At 56.6% G+C, this 19052-nt stretch carries 17 protein-coding genes; 12 read left to right on the top strand and 5 right to left on the bottom strand.

What is annotated here, in order from left to right; all coding sequences use genetic code 11:
• The 6 genes from GSQ86_RS08575 to murG all read left to right on the top strand — a co-directional run.
• Positions 1-1198, top strand: a 1198-nt coding sequence (locus tag GSQ86_RS08575; RefSeq protein WP_158749555.1) for a UDP-N-acetylmuramoyl-L-alanyl-D-glutamate--2,6-diaminopimelate ligase, incomplete at its 5' end; no start/stop codon positions are given.
• Complete coding sequence (gene murF / locus GSQ86_RS08580) at positions 1195-2580, top strand: UDP-N-acetylmuramoyl-tripeptide--D-alanyl-D-alanine ligase (protein ID WP_158749556.1); 1386 nt, start codon at positions 1195-1197, stop codon at positions 2578-2580. The genes GSQ86_RS08575 and murF, both read left to right, overlap by 4 nt.
• Before the next feature lie 156 nt (positions 2581-2736).
• Positions 2737-3870 carry a phospho-N-acetylmuramoyl-pentapeptide-transferase gene (mraY, locus tag GSQ86_RS08585; RefSeq protein WP_158749557.1) on the top strand — a complete coding sequence of 378 codons (1134 nt, stop codon included), beginning with the start codon at positions 2737-2739 and terminating at the stop codon, positions 3868-3870.
• A 51-nt stretch (positions 3871-3921) separates the two neighbouring features.
• Positions 3922-5295, top strand: coding sequence for a UDP-N-acetylmuramoyl-L-alanine--D-glutamate ligase (gene murD, locus GSQ86_RS08590; RefSeq protein ID WP_158749558.1), 1374 nt, complete (start codon positions 3922-3924; stop codon positions 5293-5295).
• Positions 5280-6371: a putative lipid II flippase FtsW gene (gene ftsW / locus GSQ86_RS08595; RefSeq protein ID WP_158749559.1), complete on the top strand. Its 1092-nt coding sequence runs from the start codon at positions 5280-5282 to the stop codon at positions 6369-6371. The genes murD and ftsW overlap by 16 nt, the downstream gene beginning before the upstream one ends.
• Before the next feature lie 3 nt (positions 6372-6374).
• The gene (gene murG, locus GSQ86_RS08600) at positions 6375-7448 is read left to right on the top strand and encodes an undecaprenyldiphospho-muramoylpentapeptide beta-N-acetylglucosaminyltransferase (protein WP_158749560.1); all 1074 of its coding nucleotides are present in this window, start codon (positions 6375-6377) and stop codon (positions 7446-7448) included.
• 7 nt (positions 7449-7455) lie between these two features.
• On the opposite strand, the gene GSQ86_RS08605 is transcribed toward murG, so the two are convergent.
• Entirely contained in the window at positions 7456-7989 is a 534-nt protein-coding gene (locus tag GSQ86_RS08605; RefSeq protein ID WP_158749561.1) for a GNAT family N-acetyltransferase, read from the bottom strand.
• Between the two features lie 202 nt (positions 7990-8191).
• Between GSQ86_RS08605 and GSQ86_RS08610 the strand changes: the two genes are divergently transcribed.
• Positions 8192-8533, top strand: coding sequence for a PadR family transcriptional regulator (locus GSQ86_RS08610; protein ID WP_158749562.1), 342 nt, complete (start codon positions 8192-8194; stop codon positions 8531-8533).
• Positions 8533-11208, top strand: coding sequence for an ABC transporter permease (locus GSQ86_RS08615; protein ID WP_158749563.1), 2676 nt, complete (start codon positions 8533-8535; stop codon positions 11206-11208). The genes GSQ86_RS08610 and GSQ86_RS08615 overlap by 1 nt, the downstream gene beginning before the upstream one ends.
• A gap of 106 nt (positions 11209-11314) precedes the next feature.
• On the opposite strand, the gene GSQ86_RS22840 is transcribed toward GSQ86_RS08615, so the two are convergent.
• The 3 genes from GSQ86_RS22840 to GSQ86_RS08630 all read right to left on the bottom strand — a co-directional run bounded on the left by GSQ86_RS22840 (position 11315) and on the right by GSQ86_RS08630 (position 13671).
• Positions 11315-12076 (bottom strand): hypothetical protein, encoded by a 762-nt coding sequence (locus GSQ86_RS22840; protein WP_174239951.1) that lies wholly within the window; start codon positions 12074-12076, stop codon positions 11315-11317.
• Between the two features lie 164 nt (positions 12077-12240).
• The gene (locus GSQ86_RS08625; RefSeq protein ID WP_158749564.1) at positions 12241-12729 is read right to left on the bottom strand and encodes a cytochrome P460 family protein; all 489 of its coding nucleotides are present in this window, start codon (positions 12727-12729) and stop codon (positions 12241-12243) included.
• Positions 12730-12732: 3 nt separating this feature from the next.
• Positions 12733-13671: a heme-binding domain-containing protein gene (locus GSQ86_RS08630; protein ID WP_158749565.1), complete on the bottom strand. Its 939-nt coding sequence runs from the start codon at positions 13669-13671 to the stop codon at positions 12733-12735.
• 181 nt (positions 13672-13852) lie between these two features.
• On the opposite strand from GSQ86_RS08630, the gene GSQ86_RS08635 reads away from it, so the two are divergent.
• The gene (locus GSQ86_RS08635) at positions 13853-14818 is read left to right on the top strand and encodes a ring-cleaving dioxygenase (RefSeq protein WP_158749566.1); all 966 of its coding nucleotides are present in this window, start codon (positions 13853-13855) and stop codon (positions 14816-14818) included.
• Positions 14815-15435 (top strand): alpha/beta hydrolase, encoded by a 621-nt coding sequence (locus tag GSQ86_RS08640; RefSeq protein WP_158749567.1) that lies wholly within the window; start codon positions 14815-14817, stop codon positions 15433-15435. The genes GSQ86_RS08635 and GSQ86_RS08640 overlap by 4 nt, the downstream gene beginning before the upstream one ends.
• A gap of 113 nt (positions 15436-15548) precedes the next feature.
• Here the strand turns inward: GSQ86_RS08640 and GSQ86_RS08645 are convergent, their stop codons facing one another.
• Positions 15549-16754, bottom strand: a complete 1206-nt coding sequence (locus GSQ86_RS08645) for an SGNH/GDSL hydrolase family protein (RefSeq protein WP_158749568.1) — start codon at positions 16752-16754, stop codon at positions 15549-15551.
• A gap of 116 nt (positions 16755-16870) precedes the next feature.
• Here GSQ86_RS08645 and GSQ86_RS08650 point away from each other — a divergent pair, with 116 nt between their 5' ends.
• Positions 16871-17479: an HAD family phosphatase gene (locus GSQ86_RS08650; protein WP_158749569.1), complete on the top strand. Its 609-nt coding sequence runs from the start codon at positions 16871-16873 to the stop codon at positions 17477-17479.
• 362 nt (positions 17480-17841) lie between these two features.
• Positions 17842-19035 carry an acyl-CoA dehydrogenase gene (locus GSQ86_RS08655; protein WP_158749570.1) on the top strand — a complete coding sequence of 398 codons (1194 nt, stop codon included), beginning with the start codon at positions 17842-17844 and terminating at the stop codon, positions 19033-19035.
• Positions 19036-19052 lie beyond the last annotated feature (17 nt).

Genomic DNA, 19052 nt, shown 5'->3' on the forward strand with positions numbered 1-19052 from the left:
AAAGAAGCTCAAGCTGGCCGGTGTGACCGGCACGAATGGCAAGACGACGACTGTGTTCTTGCTCGATGCGATGCTCAACAGTGTCCGACACAAGACAGTTCTAGTAGGAACGATCGAATACCATATCGCCGGCGAGGTCGTAGAGTCTCCGCACACAACTCCTGAGTCTCGCGATCTGCTTGAATTGTTTGCTCGCGGCGTCGATGCAGGCGCTACCGAAGCAGTGATGGAAGTTTCTTCACATGCGCTGGAACAGGGCCGCGTGTGGTCGCTGCCATTCGATGTGGCAATCTTTACGAACCTCACGCGCGATCATCTCGATTACCACAAAACCATGGAAGCGTATTTTGCTGCTAAGTGCATGCTTTTTGATGGCGCAAATGGCGCGGTACCGCGTGTTTCAGTCGTCAACGTTGAGGATTCTTATGGCGCGGAACTGGCGATCAAAGCGGGCCAGGCAGGCTCAGAGATCTTTTCTTATGGATTGAACGCGGGAGATTTTCGCGCTGAAAATGTGAAGATGTCTGCTGCAGGAATGCAGTTTACGCTCGCCGCCCCTTTCGGCAAGGTAGGAATTCGAACACGGCTGACGGGCAAAGTGAATATCTACAATCTTCTGGCTGCCTCGGCTGCTGCGTTTGCACGCGGGCTGACTCTCGATGAGATCGCAGCTGGCGCTGAGTCGCTGGCGTGCGTTCCGGGCCGCTTCCAGACTGTGGATGCGGGACAACCCTTCACTGTAGTAGTGGATTATGCGCATACCGATGATGCCCTGCGTAATTTAATTGCGCTGGGGCGCGCATTCGTGAAGCCGTTGAATGGCCGCGTGATTACGCTCTTTGGCTGTGGAGGCGATCGCGATCGCACGAAGCGTCCTCTGATGGGCCGCGCGGCCGGTGAAGGGAGTGACTTTGTGGTGCTTACCTCCGATAATCCACGCAGCGAGGATCCGGAGGCGATTCTGCAGGATGCGCTGCCGGGCCTTAAGGCGACTGGCGTCGCCTTCATGAAGGAAGCGGACCGCGCAAGAGCCATTGCGATGGCGATCGAACATGCAACGCCCGGAGATATTGTTCTGCTTGCGGGTAAAGGCCATGAGAAAACACAGACACTGCGTGATGGGGTAATTCCGTTTGACGATGTTGCCATGGCGGAGAAAGCGATTCAGGCTGTGACGCGGGCCGGAGCGAATCGATGAAGCTGGCTCTCGATCAGATTGCTCACTGGGTAAGCGGAACGCTGCACGTATCTCGTCAGGATCGGCATCCGGAAGCCGCGACTGGATACTCCATCGATTCACGCACCCTGAAGCCCGGAGACTTGTTTTTCGCAGTTCGCGGAGACCGTTTCGATGGGCATAATTTTGTTGCGGCTGCCTTGGATCGGGGAGCAAGTGCGGCGGTCGTGTCGAAGAGCAAGGTTCTTGATTTGCCGGAGACGACGCGGCAGCATCCGCTGCTCGTTGTAGATGAGCCGCTGACTGCCCTCCAAACACTGGCTGCAGCTGTGCGACGGCACTGGGGAAAGCGCGTGGTTGGTGTGACCGGCAGTGCGGGCAAGACGACGACAAAAGAGGCGATTGCATCCGTGCTCGCGGCAAAATTCCGCGTCTTGAAATCTCAGGGCAATCTCAATAACGGATTCGGTCTGCCCCTTCAGCTGCTTCGTCTTGAACCCGAGCATGAAATAGCGGTGATTGAAATGGGCATGTCGAATGCAGGCGAGATTGCGACACTCGCGCGCATTGCGGCGCCCGACTGGGGTGTTGTGACGAATGTGGGCAATGCGCATGCCGAGAACTTCCACGATGGCATTGCCGGCGTTGCTCGCGCGAAATATGAGCTGGTGGAAAGCCTTCCCGGAGACGGCGTGGCCTTCTTGAACTGCGACGATCCTTATGTCTCGCAGTTTGGCAGAGATTTTCATGGGAAGAGCGTTTACTTCGGCAAAGGCCCCTGCGCCGATCCACGGGGCGAAAGCGTAGACGAGTTAGGCGCGGAGGGAGTTCGCATTCAGGTTCGCGCCGGAGTGCGGGAGGCGCAACTCTATCTGCGGTTGCTGGGGCAGCATAATGTAGCGAATGCTCTTGCTGCCACAGCGGTAGGTTTGGAAGCCGGTATTCCGCTGGAAGAGTGCGCGGCGGCGCTGGCGAAGCTTGAGCCTGGAGACAAGCGCGGGCAAACGCTGACCTTACATGGCGCGACGATCATCAACGATTGTTACAACTCAAATCCTGAAGCACTCAAAGCGATGATTCACACGCTGATGTCGATGCCAGGGCAGCGGCATATTCTGGTTGCCGGGGAAATGCTGGAGTTGGGACGAGAATCTGACGTGCTGCATTCGGATTGTGGGCAGGCAGCAGCAGAAGCGGGTGTCGATATTGTGCTGGGGGTTCGCGGCAGTGCGGAACATATCGTCGAAGCGGCAAAGCAGGGCGGCGCTGAGGGCATCTTTGTGGAGAGCCCGGAACAGGCTGGCGCGTGGCTGAAGCGGAATCTGCGGGAGAAGGATGTCGTATTGCTGAAGGCATCGCGCGGCGTTCGACTGGAGCATGCACTGGATGCCCTGGAGAAATAGTCAGTCTATTGGCGCAGTGAAGAGCGCCGGGCTTGAAAAGTCAGTCTTCGCGTTGTAACGAAAGAATCGCGAATTTCCAGAAAAGACGAAATTAATTGCGGCGCTCCCAACCTGTAAGATGAACGAGAGACCCCGCAATTTTGCCGGAGGAAGTATTTGCTCTACTGGCTCCTGTATCAGAAGCTTTTTCCTTACTTCAGACCATTCCGCATCTTCCGGTATCTGACGTTTCGCACCGCCTTTGCTTCGCTCACGGCACTGCTGATAGCGCTCATCATCGGGCCCTATGTGATCGAGAAGCTGCGCGAGTTTCAGATCAGCCAGTATATCCGCGAGGAAGGGCCAAAGGATCATCAGAAGAAGGCAGGAACGCCGACGATGGGCGGGGTGCTCATCTGCATTGCTATCCTGCTGCCAACGCTCTTATGGGCAGATCTCTCGAATCCGTTTGTGTGGCTGATCATGGGATCGACGGTGGCCTTCGGTGCCATTGGTTTCGCCGACGACTACATCAAGGTCGTAAAGCGCCGCAACCTGGGGCTGACGGCGCGCGCCAAGCTGGGCTATCAGATTCTGGCGAGTCTTGCGATCTCCATTGCGTTAGTCGCCATGCAGACCCAGGGGATCTATTCGACGAAGCTGAGTGTACCTTTCGTCAAGCGCCTACAGCCTGATTTTGCCATTCATGCGCTGCGGCATATTCCACACCTCGGATTGCTGGCATTCCTGCCCTTTGTCATCTTCACGGTGCTGGTGATCGTTTTTTCGAGCAACGCTGTAAATCTCACGGATGGCCTCGACGGTCTTGCTATCGGTTGCACCATCATTGCGGCAGGCGCGCTGACGGTTCTGACCTACGTGAGTGGTCACGTTGTCTTCGCCGACTATCTGGAACTGCCGCGTATGCCGCTGGTGGGCGAATTGTCGATCTTCTGCGGATCGATGGTCGGCGCCAGCATTGGATTCCTCTGGTACAACGCGCACCCTGCCGAAGTTTTTATGGGCGATGTGGGATCGCTGGCATTGGGCGGCGCGATTGGAACCGTCGCGGTTGCGATCAAGCAGGAGCTTCTGTTGCCCTTCATCGGCGGCATTTTTGTGATCGAAGCAATCTCGGTCATCCTGCAGGTGGGTAGCTACAAATTGCGTAAGAAGCGCATTTTCAAGATGGCGCCATTACACCACCATTTCGAATTGCTGGGATGGTCGGAATCGAAGGTGATCACGCGGTTCTGGATTGGTGCGCTGGTGTTTGCACTCTTAGCACTCACCACGCTGAAGCTTCGTTAAATTTTGTTGCAGGCGTGACAGAATAGCCTGTCGGGCCGGAAAATCGAAAGCATGGAATTCAAAGGCAAAAAAGTTTTGGTGGTGGGCCTGGGCAAGTCCGGCCTGGCAGCAGCGCTCTTTCTGCGCCGCAGAGGCGCGCAGGTTACGGTGTCGGACATTCGCAGCGCCGATCAGCTCGGCAAGGATATTCCTGCGCTGCTGGAAGAAGGAATTGCCGTCGAGGCTGGCGGTCACGGCCTGCTGACCTTTCGCCGTCAAGATCTGATTGTTGTGAGCCCTGGTGTGCCGCTGAATACCCCGGAGCTGGTGCAGGTGAAGAATTTTGGCCTGCCCATAGTGGGAGAGCTTGAGCTGGCGTCTGAATACCTGAAGGGCAAAACACTCGCCATCACCGGCTCGAATGGGAAGACGACGACTACCGCACTTTGCGGAGCCATTCTCAAAGCCGGCAATCTGCCGGTGCAGGTGGGCGGCAACATTGGCGTGCCTGTGATTGCGCTGGTCGATCAAAGTCGCGATGAAGGCTGGTCTGTGCTCGAGCTTTCGAGCTTCCAGCTGGAGACAACAGAGAGTTACCGCCCTGAGATTGCCGTGGTCCTCAATGTGACGCCTGACCATCTCGATCGGCATGGAACTTTTGAGAATTATGCAGCAGCAAAGGAGCGCATCTTCACCAACCAGACCGCCGAAGACGCGGTGGTACTGAATGCCGACGACGATGTGACCTCGCGTATGGCTGCTCGGGCAAAGTCACGCATCTTCTGGTTCAGTGCGAAGCGGATTGTGCGCCAGGGTGCGTTCGTGCATGAAGGTGCGATTGTTTTCCGCGCGTCCGAGCAAGCGACGCCCGAGTTCATCCTGAAGACCGCCGATATTCCGCTGAAGGGCGCGCACAATATTGAAAATGTGCTGGCTGCCGTCTGCGCCGCGCGAATTGCAGGCGTCGAGCCCGAGGCAATTCGCACGGCAGTTGAATCCTTCAAGCCAGTGGAGCACCGGCTGGAGTTTGTTGCGGAGATCAGCGGCGTCGACTATTACAACGACTCCAAAGCTACGAATGTGGATGCGGCATCAAAGGCAATCGCAGCTTTTCCGGGCGGCATTCACCTCATTCTTGGGGGTAAGGATAAAAACTCCGATTACCGCCAGCTGCGCCCCTTACTGGAAGAGCGAGTGAAGGCGGTGTACACCATCGGCGCGGCGGCGGAGAAGATAGAAACGCACATCGATGGCTCAGTGCCTGTTGTGAGTGCAGGAACGCTCGAGCAGGCAGTCGCCAAAGCATCGGAAGCTGCACAATCGGGCGAGGTTGTTCTGCTGGCTCCTGCGTGTTCGAGCTTTGATCAGTTTGAAAATTATGAGCACCGCGGGCAGGTCTTCAAAGACCTGGTGTACGCGAGACAGGGTGTATGGCAAAACGTGTAGGCGTCGACAAATTGCTGTTCTGTGTGACGTTGATTCTTGTCGTCATCGGCCTGGCTATGGTCTTCAGCGCCTCGGCTGTTATGGCAAAGGAGCGCTTCGGCTCGCCCTATAATTTTGTCGTTCGTCAGGCCATCTGGGCAGCAGTTGGACTTGCTGTCATGACGCTGCTCATGCAGGTGGATTACCGCAAGTACAATCGGCCTAACGTCGTTTTTCCTGCTGTTGCCATCACGGTTCTTTGTTTGCTGGCTGCATTCCTGATGCGCGACTCGCATAACACCCACCGCTGGATTCGTTTCGGCATTCTCTCCTTTCAGCCATCGGAATTGGCTAAACCTGCGTTGGTGCTTTTTCTTGCGTGGTTCCTGCAGAGTCGTATGCAGACGATTGACGACTGGCGGGGCACGATACTTCCGGCCGCGTTGCCGAGTCTTGTATTCATCGTCCTTATTCTGAAAGAGCCAGATCTCGGTACGGCTCTCGTATGCGCGGGTGTGACTGCGCTTATGCTCTACCTTGCCGGAATGGAGATGAAATATCTCGGCTATGCGGCGCTGGCTTCGGTCCCGGTACTTTACCTGATGCTTTTCCGCGTGAAGTGGCGCCGTGATCGTTTGCTGGCATTCGTCAATCCTGAGTCGGACCCACTGGGTAAAGGCTTCCATATCATTCAATCGCTGATCGCCGTGGGAACGGGCGGTTTGCATGGGCTTGGCTATATGGAAGGGCGGCAGAAGCTTTTCTATCTGCCAGAGCCTCACACTGACTACATTTTTGCGAACATCTCGGAAGAGCTGGGACTGCTGGGTGCTCTGATTGTCGTCGGACTCTTTATCGTGCTGGGGTATCGCGGCATGCGCACCGCTGTTCTTTGTAAAGATCCATTTGCGCGCTTTCTCGCTTTTGGCATTACTGCGACGATTCTTATCCAGGCATTTTTCAATATCAGCGTTGTGCTGGCACTGGTGCCTACCAAGGGCATTACACTGCCATTCATCTCGTATGGCGGAACCTCACTTTTCATCATGCTGGCGCTGATCGGCGTGCTGCTGAACATTACGCGGGAGATCGAATAATCTGTGCGCGTATTGATTGCGGGTGGCGGCACGGGCGGCCACATTATGCCGGCATTGTCCATTGCTGCGGCGCTGCAGAAGCAATATCAGGCTGAGCTTTTATTTGTAGGCACGGCGCGTGGGCTGGAATCGCGTCTCGTGCCCCAGGCGGGGCATCGGCTGGAGTTGATCAACGTTGGCCAGCTTAAGAATGTCAGCATGGCTACCCGCTTGCGCACGATGCTCGATCTGCCTTTGAGCGTGGTGCATTGCAGCGCGCTGTTGAAGCGTTTTCGTCCCGATGTTGTGATCGGGGTAGGCGGCTATGCTTCCGGGCCAGCGATGATAGCCGCAATTCTTGGCCATATTCCCACGCTCGCCGTTGAGCCGAATGCTTTTCCCGGGCTGGCGAATCGCCTGGTCGGCAAGTATGTGTGGGCTGCTGCCGTCAACTTTGAGCCAGCATTGAAGTATTTTCGCAACGCGCAGGTGACGGGAATCCCAGTACGTGCGGAGTTTTTTCAACTGCAGCCTCGGCCGGCCGATGCTCCTTTGAGCCTGCTGATCTTTGGGGGTAGCCAGGGTGCTCGCGTACTGAATCTATCGATGCCGCAAATTGCAGCCAAGCTGCTGGACGCAGTTCCGGGCCTTACGATTCTGCATCAGGCGGGAGCGCGGCACGCCGAGGAGACGCAAGCCGCTTACGCTGCAAGCGGAGCGGACACTGCGCGCTGGCAGGTTCATGCTTTTCTTGACGATATGGCACGGCGCTTCGAAGCCGCAGATCTGGTCTTGTCGCGTAGCGGAGCCAGCACCGTTGCCGAAGAGATGGCCGCTGGTAAACCAGCGCTTCTGGTTCCATTTCCCGGAGCTGCCGACGATCACCAGCGCAAAAATGCGGAAGTGATGGTCGCCGCCGGGGCCGCTCGCATGCTTATCGAGTCCGAGATGACGCCGGAACTATTGCTGACCACTCTTCTCGCCATGTTGAACGATATCGCGGAGCTGCGCGCCATGGGTGAGCGTTCGCGGAAGCTGGCCCATCCCGATGCGGCTACTCAGATCGCAAATATCGCGTCCAGTCTGATCCGGGCTTAGAGGTACTTTATTTCGCGTCGTTGCGTTCGCGCCACTGCTGATCGGCGAGAACGACCGAGGTTTCAATCTGGCGTTCGGGCACAGTCCAGTATTTTTTGAGCAGCCGATTTTTCTCTTCCGTGCCGACTAACTGGAAGCCGTGACGCTCATAAAAGCGAATCGCCCAGATGGCATCTGCCCACGTGCCGATCAATACCGGAGTGTCTGTCAGCCCGCGAAGATGGGATAAGAGGCGCGCTCCGATACCCTTCTTCTGACTTTCGCTGCGAACATATGCATGCCGAATCAGGATGACGTCCTGCACTGGTTGTATGCCCATGATTCCGATGAGAGCTCCGTCGTCTTCCAGTCCCCAGAAGACGACACCTTCCCGTATCTCATGCTCTAAGATTTCTCTGGACATATAAGGTTCTGTCCAGCGATCAGCGGGAATGATTCCTCGATAAGCCTGCGCGCCATCGTTGATGATGGTCCAGATCTGATCAAAATCATTTTGATTGCAGCGGCGGATTGGCAAGGTTGAGGTGTCCTTAAGTGGCATGTTTAATTTGGTTGGGATTCTTCGCTCAGACTGACGGTTCCGAAGGTATTTGGGCTCAGAATACTTAAAAATGACGTCTATACCTCGCTGATTAGCCAAAATGCGCCATTTTAGAGCCTAATCTCCACTTTTTGAAGATCGTCTTCGACCCCTTGACATCCGACAAGAAGAAAGACTATTTGTCGAATGTCGAGAGGAACGAATGGCTTCGTCTACTGAATTACTGCAAGGCACACTCGATCTCCTGATTTTGCGAACGATCGCGATCGAAGCGATGCATGGGTGGGGGATTGCCCAGCGCATCCAGCAGGTTTCACGGGAGATGTTGCAGGTTGGGCAGGGGTCGCTATATCCGGCTTTGCACCGGCTTGAATACAAAGGCTGGATCAAAGCGGAGTGGGGGCCGTCGGAAAACAACCGGCGAGCTAAGTTTTATTCTCTGACGCCGCTGGGCCAGAAGCAGCTCGAGGCCGAAAGGGATCAGTGGGAGCGTTTGACGGAGGCGATTGCCCTGGTGCTCAACCAGGCCGGAGGTGAGGCTTGATGACGGCTGATAAGTTTCAGGAGTGGTGGATCCGGTTGCGGTTCCTGCTTCGAGGGAGAGGCAGAGATGAGGCCGATGAAGAATTGGGCCTTCACATCGAGCAGCAGACAGAAGCGAATATCGCGTTGGGAATGGCGCCCGAAGAAGCGCGTAGGCAGGCGCTGATTGCGTTTGGCGGTGTTGAATATGCACGCGAGGCGTGCAGCGAGGTTCGGCCTGGATGGTTTCTGGATACGCTGCGGCAAGATGTGCGTTATGCACTGCGCGGGTTCCGCCGGAATCCAATTTTCACCATCACTGCGCTGGCAACGTTGATGCTGGGCATCGGCGCGACCACGGCGGTCTTCAGCGTTGTGGACCGTATCCTCTTCCGCAGCCTGCCATATGCGCATGGTGACAGGCTGGTATCTGTGGGCCTAGTGCAGCCTTTGGAGAAGCAGGAGTTTACGCTTGGCGGATTTTACTTTGATTGGCGCGATAACCAGAAGCCGTTCGGGCAAATGACATTTGAGCGGGGAGCGAGCGAATGCAACCTGACAGCACAGAATCCCGTACGCCTGCATTGCGCCGACGTAGCTGCGAACTTTCTGTCGACGCTGGGAGTGGCTCCCGTGCTTGGGCGGAATTTTCTTCCCGAGGAGGATGTACCGAACGCCCCGAAAACAGCTCTTATTTCCGATGCTCTCTGGCTGGCTCGCTACAACCGTTCGCGGGATGTTCTGAATAAGGAGATAGATATTGACGGCAAGCCGGTGCGCATTATTGGCGTGCTTCCGGCAGATTTCGAAATGCCGAGACTGCAGGCGGTCGATATTCTTCTGTCGGCGCAGATGGATATAGGGGCACAGCATACGCTCAATTCAGGCATTGGACTGCCGATGTGGGCGTTTGCGCGGCTAAAGCCGGGCGTGAGCGTTGCGAAGGCGAGAGCGGAGATGGGCCCGGTCTTTCGCCACACGCAGCAGTGGATTCCGGCGCAGTTCCGGCAGGAGTTCCAATTGCAGATTCGTTCCATTCGCGACCGCCAGATGCAGGAGGCATATCGGGCCGCATGGGTGCTGCTGGGCGCTGCGCTGGCTGTCATGCTGATTGCGTGCGCGAATGTGGCCAGCCTCTTTTCAGCACGCGGCGCGGCGAGGGAGCGCGAGCTTGCGGTACGCTCGGCGCTGGGAGCTTCGCGGTTTCGGATTATTCGGCAAACGCTCACGGAAGCGCTGCTGCTTGCGATTGCGGGCGCAGGAGCAGGGTGTGTGCTGGCTGAGATTTTATTGCGAGTTTTTATCTCCATCGCGCCGTCCGGTGTTCCGTTTCTTGCGAACGCACGACTCGATCTGCGGATCATCGGCTTCGCTGTTCTTTTGGCGCTGGTCTGCGCAGCGGTATGCGGTATGGCGCCCGTTCTCGAAAGACCTGGTTCTATAGCATTCACCGCGCGAACCACGAATTCGGGCGCCCATACCCGGCTGCGGGGATTTCTTGTGGCTGCGCAAATCGCCGTGAGCGTGGTTCTGCTTTCTGGTGCGAGTCTCTTCGTCAGAAGCTTCCAGAATCTGCAGCATGAAGACCTTGGAATGCAGACGAAGAATGTGCTGACGGTGCGTATTCCACTGGTAGATTCGCGCTACCAGGGAAGCCATGCATATATGGATTTCTATCTGCGCGCCGAGGCGGCTATGCGTCAACTGCCCGGAGTGCAGGCGGTAAGCATCAGTGACTCACTGCCCCCAGATGCGAATAGTTGGCATGGCGGCTCCCGCTACGCGGATTTCTTTGTGGAAGGAAGGCCGCCGATTCCGCCGGAAGCCGGCGGAGCGCTGGTCAGGCGACTGGTGACGCCTGACTATTTCCGCGTGCTGAACATTCCTATTCTGGAAGGGCAGGGATTCACCGAAGCACAGCGCAGTGCAAACGGCGATTTCATGATTCTGAGCAGGCAGCTTGCCGCGCGGCTGTTCCCCCGGGGCGATGCGATTGGGCAGCATATCCGCTTCGCCAACTACCGCCCATACTTTGTGGTGGATGGCCCCGTGTTTACGGTTGCGGGTGTAGCCGGAGACGTGAAGAATGCCGGACTGACAGGGCAGGATGAGCCCGAATACTACGAACTGTGGAGCAACCATCATCCCGAAAGCTGGAGCCGGCATTGCGTGTTTCTGGTAGAGACGAGTTTGCCGCCTGCGGTGGTGGTGCCGTGGCTGCGCACACAGATTTCGAAGCTCGATCCGACTGCCCCTGTAGAGGTTGAGCCTTTAGCTCAAACGGTTGCAAAACTGGCTGACCGTCCGCGTTTTGAGACGGCGCTGCTTACTTTCTTTGCCTTTACCGGCTTGACGATGGCCGTGGTTGGACTCTATGGAGTGATTGCGTTTCTGGTGGCGCAGCGGACACGGGAGATCGGCGTCCGCATGGCGATGGGGGCGACGCGAACAAATATTTTGCAGCTGGTTGTTGCTAAGGGAATGGGACTTGTTCTGGTGGGAGGCATAGCCGGTTTAGCAGTGGCACTCTCCGTTTCGCATCTACTCAGGAGTCTGCTATTCCAGGTGAGCGCGTATGACCCTGCTTCATTCCTCATCGTGGCGCTGGTGTTGGGCGTTGTTGCGTTAATGGCAACGCTCATTCCTGCATTGACTGCGACCAAGGTCGATCCGAACGTTGCGTTGCGGAACGAATAGAAACCGGTAGATTCCGTGTCTAAAATCAAGGCATATTTGAAGGGGCCGTTGTTTTGTGGCATAAAAGAAGGCCCGCCGAAACGGGCCTTCTGTCTTTGCGATTCAATTACCGGTGTCCACCACCACCGCCATGACCGCCTCCACCGCCGTGGAAGCCGCCGCCACCACCGCCACCGTGGAAGCCTCCACCACTGAATCCACCGCCGTGGGAACCGCCGCTGAATCCACCGCCATGGAAGCCGCTGCTGCCACCGCTATATCCGTGGAAGCCAGAACTGCCGCTGTAGCCATGGAATCCGGTTGAGCCGCCGCTGTAACCATGGAATCCGCTGGTAGCGCTATAGCCGCCGCTGCGGAAGCCGTTATAGGTTCCAGTAGTTCCGCGATAGCCATTCGTGCTTATGCTGCGATTTCCGTATCCGTTATAGCCGGACCGACCGTAGGCGCCACCTGAGCGGTACCCACTGCTGAGGCCGTGGTTATAGCCATTCGCGTAGCCGCTATGATATCCATAACCGCCGTGATATCCATATCCACCGTAGTAGGGGTGCGGTCCCCATCCCCAGCCACCCCACGGATGACCCCATCCCCAGCCCCATGGATGGCCATACCAGCCGGTATACCAGGGGCCCGCGCCGATAAAGACGCCGCCGAAGAACCAGTCGGCTCCGTAATAGCCATAAGGAGCGCAGGAATAAGGATAGTAAGAGTAGTAGCCCCAGGAACAGACCGGCGGTCCCGATACATACACAGGCGCGGGGTAACTGACGACCGGCCCAATCCCGATGCCTACAGAAATCTGGCCATGGGCGAATGCAGCAGGAATGGCGAGAACCATAAGCAACGCAATCGAACGCAGAATACGCAAGACAAACCTCCTGCCAGCACTGCCGCCTATCATAGCGGGTACGCTGGATCCGGTGCCGGCAATCGTAAAGTGGATCACGGCACCTGTCTATTTGAAACACAATTTGGAAGAAAAGTTGCGAGTGATTGAGGCCTATCGGAAGTGCTAAATCAGTAAAAACTTAGCTATGGCATGACGGATGCCCGTTTCCCCAGAATGCTGTCGCGCCTGGCAGACGCCGCCTCGGTATCCGAGAGCGTTGCCGGGGCGAGGTCGGGGCCTTCGAAACGCTTATACGCGGATTTTGAGCTGTCTTTTCCAACAGTTACGAACTCCACCGATTTCACTTTGCCGGGGATCCGGGCTCCGAACCAATGAGGGTCTTCGCGCTGCGTCCAGGTGACCAGCGACAGGACGGAGCCGTCGGGGTAGACGTCATGGCCAGCGCGGGCGCTTTGAACGGCGAGGTCATTTCCGTAGAGCGTAGACATGGTCTGGCGCTGCGGATCGATACCGGAGATGATGACCTTCCAATGCAGAGGATTAAACGGGAGCTTGCTGGCTTCGATTTCCGCTGATGTGTTGAAAAGGTCAGACTCAGCCGGGGTGCGGTGGGAGCATCCGGAGAAGAGCGCCAGTAGGGAGAGAGCTGCGACGTAGATGGGCTTTTTCATCGCTTACCTCTGGCCGGTGACCGGAATGGTGTAGACGTAGTCGTTGTCACGGACGGGCAAATGGCAGCTGACGCATTCGCCGGTGAAGTCGGCGGTTTTGCCGTAAGGCTTAAGGTCTGTGCCTCGCCAGCGCGCCCATCCCCAACCGGCGGTGGAGGCGTATTTAGTTTTGTCCTTGATCATGAATTCGACCTGAATGAAACGGCCGGGATGCACGGCACCTTTGTCGTCGGAGAGTCTTTCCCATGCAATTTTGGCGAAGGCGGCTCCATCGGGCCATGGCTGCACCTGCTTAGTTTCGATGGCGTGAATAGCGATATCGTTTCCGAGAATCGCGCGCATGGTGTGGTTGTCGCCGCGGTCGGTGGTGCTGACGGTTCTCCAGTTTTTATAGTCGGGAAGGAACTGGATTCCATTGAGCGCTGGCTGAACGGTTGGCGCGGGTGTGGCGGAGGTTGTCCAGTTGTGAAATTGGGTGTCGACGGCAGCAGTCTGATCTGCATCGGCTGGTGGTGACGGGCGGAAGGGATCGAGATAGTTTTTGAGCACGGCGAGCTGCTCGGGGGTGACGGTCGAGTCAGGATGCACATGCCGGTAGCTGGGCAGCGGCATGTCTCCGAGTTGAATCTGATTCACGGCTTCGAATAAGGCTCCGCGCTGGGCAGCGGGCGGGAGCTTTCCGATCTCAGAGAAATTAAGATGAGCGCGGGCAGTTTTCACGTCGTGGACGACGAGCCAGTACGAGGGAGCGATGCGGTCGAACCAAGGCAGGGAGGTTTCGTTCGAGTGACAGTTGTAACACGAGTTTCGTAAGATCTGACGCACCTCGGGCGGCGCCTGAATCTCAGCTGTGACGGGAGGATTATCCAACGCGGGGCGGATACATTGGATGCCGAGAAAAGCGACGCCAGCGACGATGGTAAGCTTGCCGAGAAAGTTCATGTGTACCTATAGATCGAAGCTGATTGGAAGAAGTTTCTGAAGAGGTAATCGTGTTTTCTTATGGCTCGAAAGATTTGCGAATCTGTAGCCGCTTCTAATACGGGTAGCAGCTGCGGCGAACCGGCTGGGCTGCTGAATCCAATTCTAAAAGCGAACATCTGCTGTTGGACGGAGGAAACACATGCCCGATTCGATTCCTGGAATTCACCATATCACCGCCATTGCCACCGACGCCCAACAAAACGTGGACTTCTACGCTGGGGTACTGGGCCTGCGGCTGGTGAAGCGGACAGTGAACTTTGACGACCCCGGCACTTATCATCTTTACTTCGGCGACGGCAAAGGCGATCCGGGGACCATTCTGACCTTCTTTCCGTGGAGCCATGTGCAGCACGGAAGGCGCGGTACAGGACAGGCTACGGCCATCTCATTTGCTGTGCCGTTGGAGTCATTCGGCTTTTGGATCGAGAGGCTCACGCGCCACAGTGTGGAATACGACAAGCCGCAGCGGCGCTTCGATGAGCCTGTGCTTGCCTTTCGCGACTGGGATGGGCTGGCGCTGGAACTGGTCGGAGTGCCGAACGCCGAGAGCAGGCCTGCGTGGGAGACACAAGGCATTAGCGGGAAAGAAGCGATTCGAGGATTTCACTCCGTAACGCTGTGCGAAGACGGGATGGAGAGCACGGCGGCTCTGTTGACGGATACGATGGGCGCTACGAAGGTTGCGGAAGACGGATCGTATTTTCGTTTCAGCTTTGGGGAAGGTAACAACGCTTCAAATGTTGACCTGCATTGCACGCCGGAGTTTCTGTCAGGCGTAGTTGCTGGCGGCAGCGTGCATCATGTGGCGTGGCGCGTGCCTAACGATGCTGCGCAGGTAGAGTGGCAGACCAAAGTGCGCGAAGCTGGGCTGAACGTAACGCCGGTGCTCGATCGCCAGTATTTCAAGTCGATCTACTTTCGCGAGCCTGGCGGAGTGCTCTTTGAGATTGCGACCGATCCGCCAGGATTTGCGCGCGATGAAGCGGAGAATGCTCTGGGCCAGCCCTTGAAGCTGCCCCCGTGGCTGGAGAAATATCGTACGGAGATTGAAGGCGAACTGCCGAAGCTGCATCAGCCGAACTTTACGGCGGAGCGGCAGTCATGACCGATGCTGAGACGTTTATCCATCGCTTTGTTCCTGGCAAGAGCAAGCGCACGCTGCTGATTCTGCATGGCACAGGAGGCAATGAAGATGATCTGTTGCCGGTCGGGCGCATGCTCGATCCTGAGAGTTCGCTGCTCAGCCCGCGAGGCAAGGTGCTTGAAAATGGCGCGCCGCGCTTCTTCCGGCGTCTGCGCGAAGGTGTTTTCGACGAGGACGATGTGATTCGGCGTGCGAACGAGCTCGCGGATTTTGTAACAGCAGCGGTTGCAGAGAATAGCCTGGACGCAGGGAACGTGATTGCGGTCGGCTATTCGAATGGCGCGAATATCGCGTCGGCGATGATGCTGCTGCGTCCTGAGATCCTGCGCGGCGCGATCCTGTTGCGCGGGCAGGTGCCGCTGATTCCTGAGAAGCTGCCGGACCTTTCAGGCAAGGCTGTACTTCTTTCCTCAGGGAAACTCGATCCGATTATCGATGCTGACAATGCGAGCAGTCTCGTGCAGTTATTGACGAAGGCAGGGGCGAGTGTGACGCATCTGTGGCAGCCGGTAGGTCATGAGCTTTCCCGCAACGATCTGGATGCGGCTCGTGAGTGGTTGCAAGGAGTTAGAGGCTAACTATACAGCTGGTGAGATCTCGCGAGCTTATTGGACGCTGATAGGCTCCCGCCCTTTCGCAAAGTGCGCGAAAGGATGGGCACCCAGTCAGTGTGTTCCTCGTGGTCGATGCGCTATCGGAAGAGCGAAAGATCGATTGCGTCTCCCATAGCTTTGTATCCAGCATCTTTCGGATGCAGGTGGTCGCCTGAATCGTAATCAGGCAGGAAGGTGTCCGTGTGTGCCGGGTCCTGCGTGATTTTGTCGAAGTCGATGACTCCGTCGAAGACGCCGCTGGTCCTGATCCAGTTGTTGTAAGCCTGGCGCACTTGTTCGCCTGCGGCTGATGAATAGCCTGCGCTCATATATGGAGTCAGCGTCGCACCGAAGACCTTGATGCCGTGCTGATGCGCGCGCGTGACGAGCTGAGCGAGTCCGAAGATGAGATCGTCGGCGGTGATATTGTCCCCCGGTTCATGCGGATTCTTGAGGCGGCCGATATCGTTGATACCTTCGAGGATGACGAGATACTTGACGCCGGTTTGCGCGATAACATCGCGGTCGAAGCGGGCGAGCGCGCTGGGGCCGTATCCGTCATGCAGCACGCGATTGCCGCCGATGCCCTGATTGAGCACGCCGAGATTCGCAGTAGCTTTATTTGCCTGTAGTCGCGTGGCGAGTACATCAGGCCAGCGGCGGTTGCCGTCGCGGGTAGAAAGAGCGCCGTCAGTGATGGAGTCTCCGAAGGCTACGATGGCGGAGGATTTATCACCAACGCTCACGTCGATTCCTTTGACGAAGCACCACGAGTAGATGGGGCTGGAGTTATCTGCAGTAGCGGCTGCAGTGGCGTCGCCTTTGAGGATGTAGTTTGTCGAATCACCGAAAGAATGGCAGGTGGTGTTGCGGATGCTCTGTTGCGGCAGGTATATGCTTACGGCGAGATCGGAGAGCGGCGTAGCCTGCATCGTGACGGGATCGCTGACGATAAAAGCGCCCGCAGGAATTTCGGCGAAGGGGCGTTCGTTAAAAGTGAGCGGATGATCAGAGCCGGATTGAATGGAACCTCCGCCGGAGCTGATTGCGACATGCGCTGCGCCCACTTTCAGCGGCTCGGTACCAAATTCATTGGAAAGTTGCACGCGCACGGCGGAGCCGCCCAGGCTGATGTGCACAATGTTGCGGTAAGTCGAGTCGCCGGGAGATGGCTGACCTGAATTGACCTGTTCCCCGACGGGCGATGCGGCCCATGTTCCAACCCAATGCGAGCCCGGCGTCTGCGCCCATGTTGCCAGGCTGCTAAATGAAAGAAATATCAGCGCAAGAAATTTCCTCTGCATGTTCCCCTTCAGAAAAGAATTGAAAATTTTGTTCTGGATGAGTGTAAGACGATCGGCGTTATCGTGCACGGAAAGCGATGCAAAACAGTAAAATGAAGAAAAGGAATCATGACTGCATGAAATTGAAATTGCCCGAAGGACAATTCAAGGCATATCTCTTCGACTGTGATGGTACGATCGTAGACTCGATGCCGCTGCACTATGTTGCGTGGAAGAAGGTTCTGGGCGAATGGGATTGCGAATTCGAGGAAGAGTTCTTCTATTCGCTGGGTGGCATGCCGGTTGCGGAGATCATCGCGACGCTCAATGAAAAGAATGGACTTGCGATGCCTGTCGAACACGTGATGCGTAATAAAGAGAATTTATATTACGAAATTCTTCCGCAGCTCACGGTGGTTCCCGAAGTGCTGGAACACATCGACGACCAGTACGGGCAGATTCCGTTCGCTGTCGTCTCGGGCAGCACGCGGGACTCGGTAACTGCTTCACTCAAGATGCTGAATCTGCTGGATCGCTTTGAAACGCTGGTGTGCGCAGGCGACTACACGAAGAGCAAGCCCGACCCGGAAGGTTATCTGATGGCTGCTGACCGATTGGGCGTGGCGCCGAAAGACTGCCTTGTCTTTGAAGATACGGAGATGGGCATTCAGGCTGCTACGGCGGGCGGCATGGCTTCCGTGCGAATTCCGTTGCCGCGTGAGCGCGGGGTCATGGCTACGATCTAGCTGCCGTCGGGAAATCCGCCACGGTGCAGGATCATGGGATGGTGGGACAGCGTCCGGGCATGGGAACCGATGCTCGCCATCCGTCAGGATGCGGCTTGAGTTCGCGGAAGAGTGGCGAATGCTTTGATGCTCATCTCCGACGATTATCGAACTCGATGATGCGATGAGCGCCTGCGAGAGCGATGTCGCCAGCGGAGGATTGCCATTCGTAGTGGTCATGATAAGGCTCCAGATTGCGGCCATGCTCGATGGGCCAGCTCCGTTGTGAAATAGTGATCGAGAAATCCTACGGCGACAAAGCTCTCTCAAAAGTGCTACGATCACAGGTTTTCGCTCGGTCCACTTTTGATTTGGAGTTATTCATGGCGTCCCAGACGACAGTGCAGGATGTAAATACCTATCCGTTCAAGCTCACAGAAGAGCAGGAGCAGCTGCGTAAAGAAGTTCGCGACTTTGCCCAGCGCGAGGTTGCGCCCCATGTTTCCCGGTGGGATGAAGCCAGTGAATTTCCTGCTGACGTGGTGAAGCAGATGGGGCAGATGGGACTGATGGGCATCATCTTTCCCGTGGAGTACGGCGGCGCAGGTTTGGGCTATGTCGATTACATGACAGCGATCGAAGAGCTGTCGGCGGTGGATGGCTCGATTGGCATTATCGTCGCCGCGCACAATTCGCTGTGCTCGAATCATATTTTTCTCGCAGGCAATGAAGAGCAGCGGCGAAAGTATATCCCGAAGCTGGCCAGCGGCAAATGGCTGGGAGCCTGGGGACTGACGGAGCCTAATTCCGGCTCAGATGCGGCGGGTGCAAAGACAACTGCTATCCGCAAAGATGACAAGTGGGTGCTGAACGGCAATAAGACGTTCATCACCAATGGCCACTATGCCGATGTTGCGGTGGTGATCGCGGTCACTGACAAAACGCAGGGCACGCATGGGCTCTCGGCATTTGCCGTGGAGAAAGGCACGCCGGGATTTCGTCCGGGCAAGAAGGAGAACAAGCTTGGCCTGCGCGCCAGCGATACATCAGAGCTGATTTTTGAAGACTGCGAGATTCCAGCGGAGAATTTGCTTGGCAATCTGGGTGAGGGTTTTGTTGATTCGATGCGCGTGCTCGATGGAGGTCGCATCTCGATTGCCGCGTTATCGCTGGGCATTGCGCGGGGAGCACTTGAAGCCAGCTTGAAGTATGTGAAGGAGCGCAGGCAGTTTGGCAAAGCCATCGCGGAATTTCAGGGGGTGCAGTGGAAGCTCGCGGATATGGCGACGGAGCTCGATGCGGCGCGCCTTCTAACGCTGCGTTCTGCAGTATTGAAAGATGCGGGCCAACGGGTGACACGCGAGTCGTCGATGGCCAAGCTCTACGCGAGCGAAGTGGCTGTGCGCATCTGTGATGAAGCCGTGCAGCTGCACGGTGGGTACGGGTTCATCAAGGATTACCCGGCAGAGAAGTATTATCGCGATGTGAAGCTCTGCACGATCGGCGAAGGCACCAGCGAGATTCAACGCATGGTGATTGCGCGCGAGATTCTGAAAGTGATGCCTTCACGCGGATAGCGATCTGTGCTCGTTCT

Origin of the sequence: Acidobacterium sp. S8 (genome assembly GCF_009765985.1) — a bacterium.
Taxonomy (GTDB): domain Bacteria; phylum Acidobacteriota; class Terriglobia; order Terriglobales; family Acidobacteriaceae; genus Alloacidobacterium.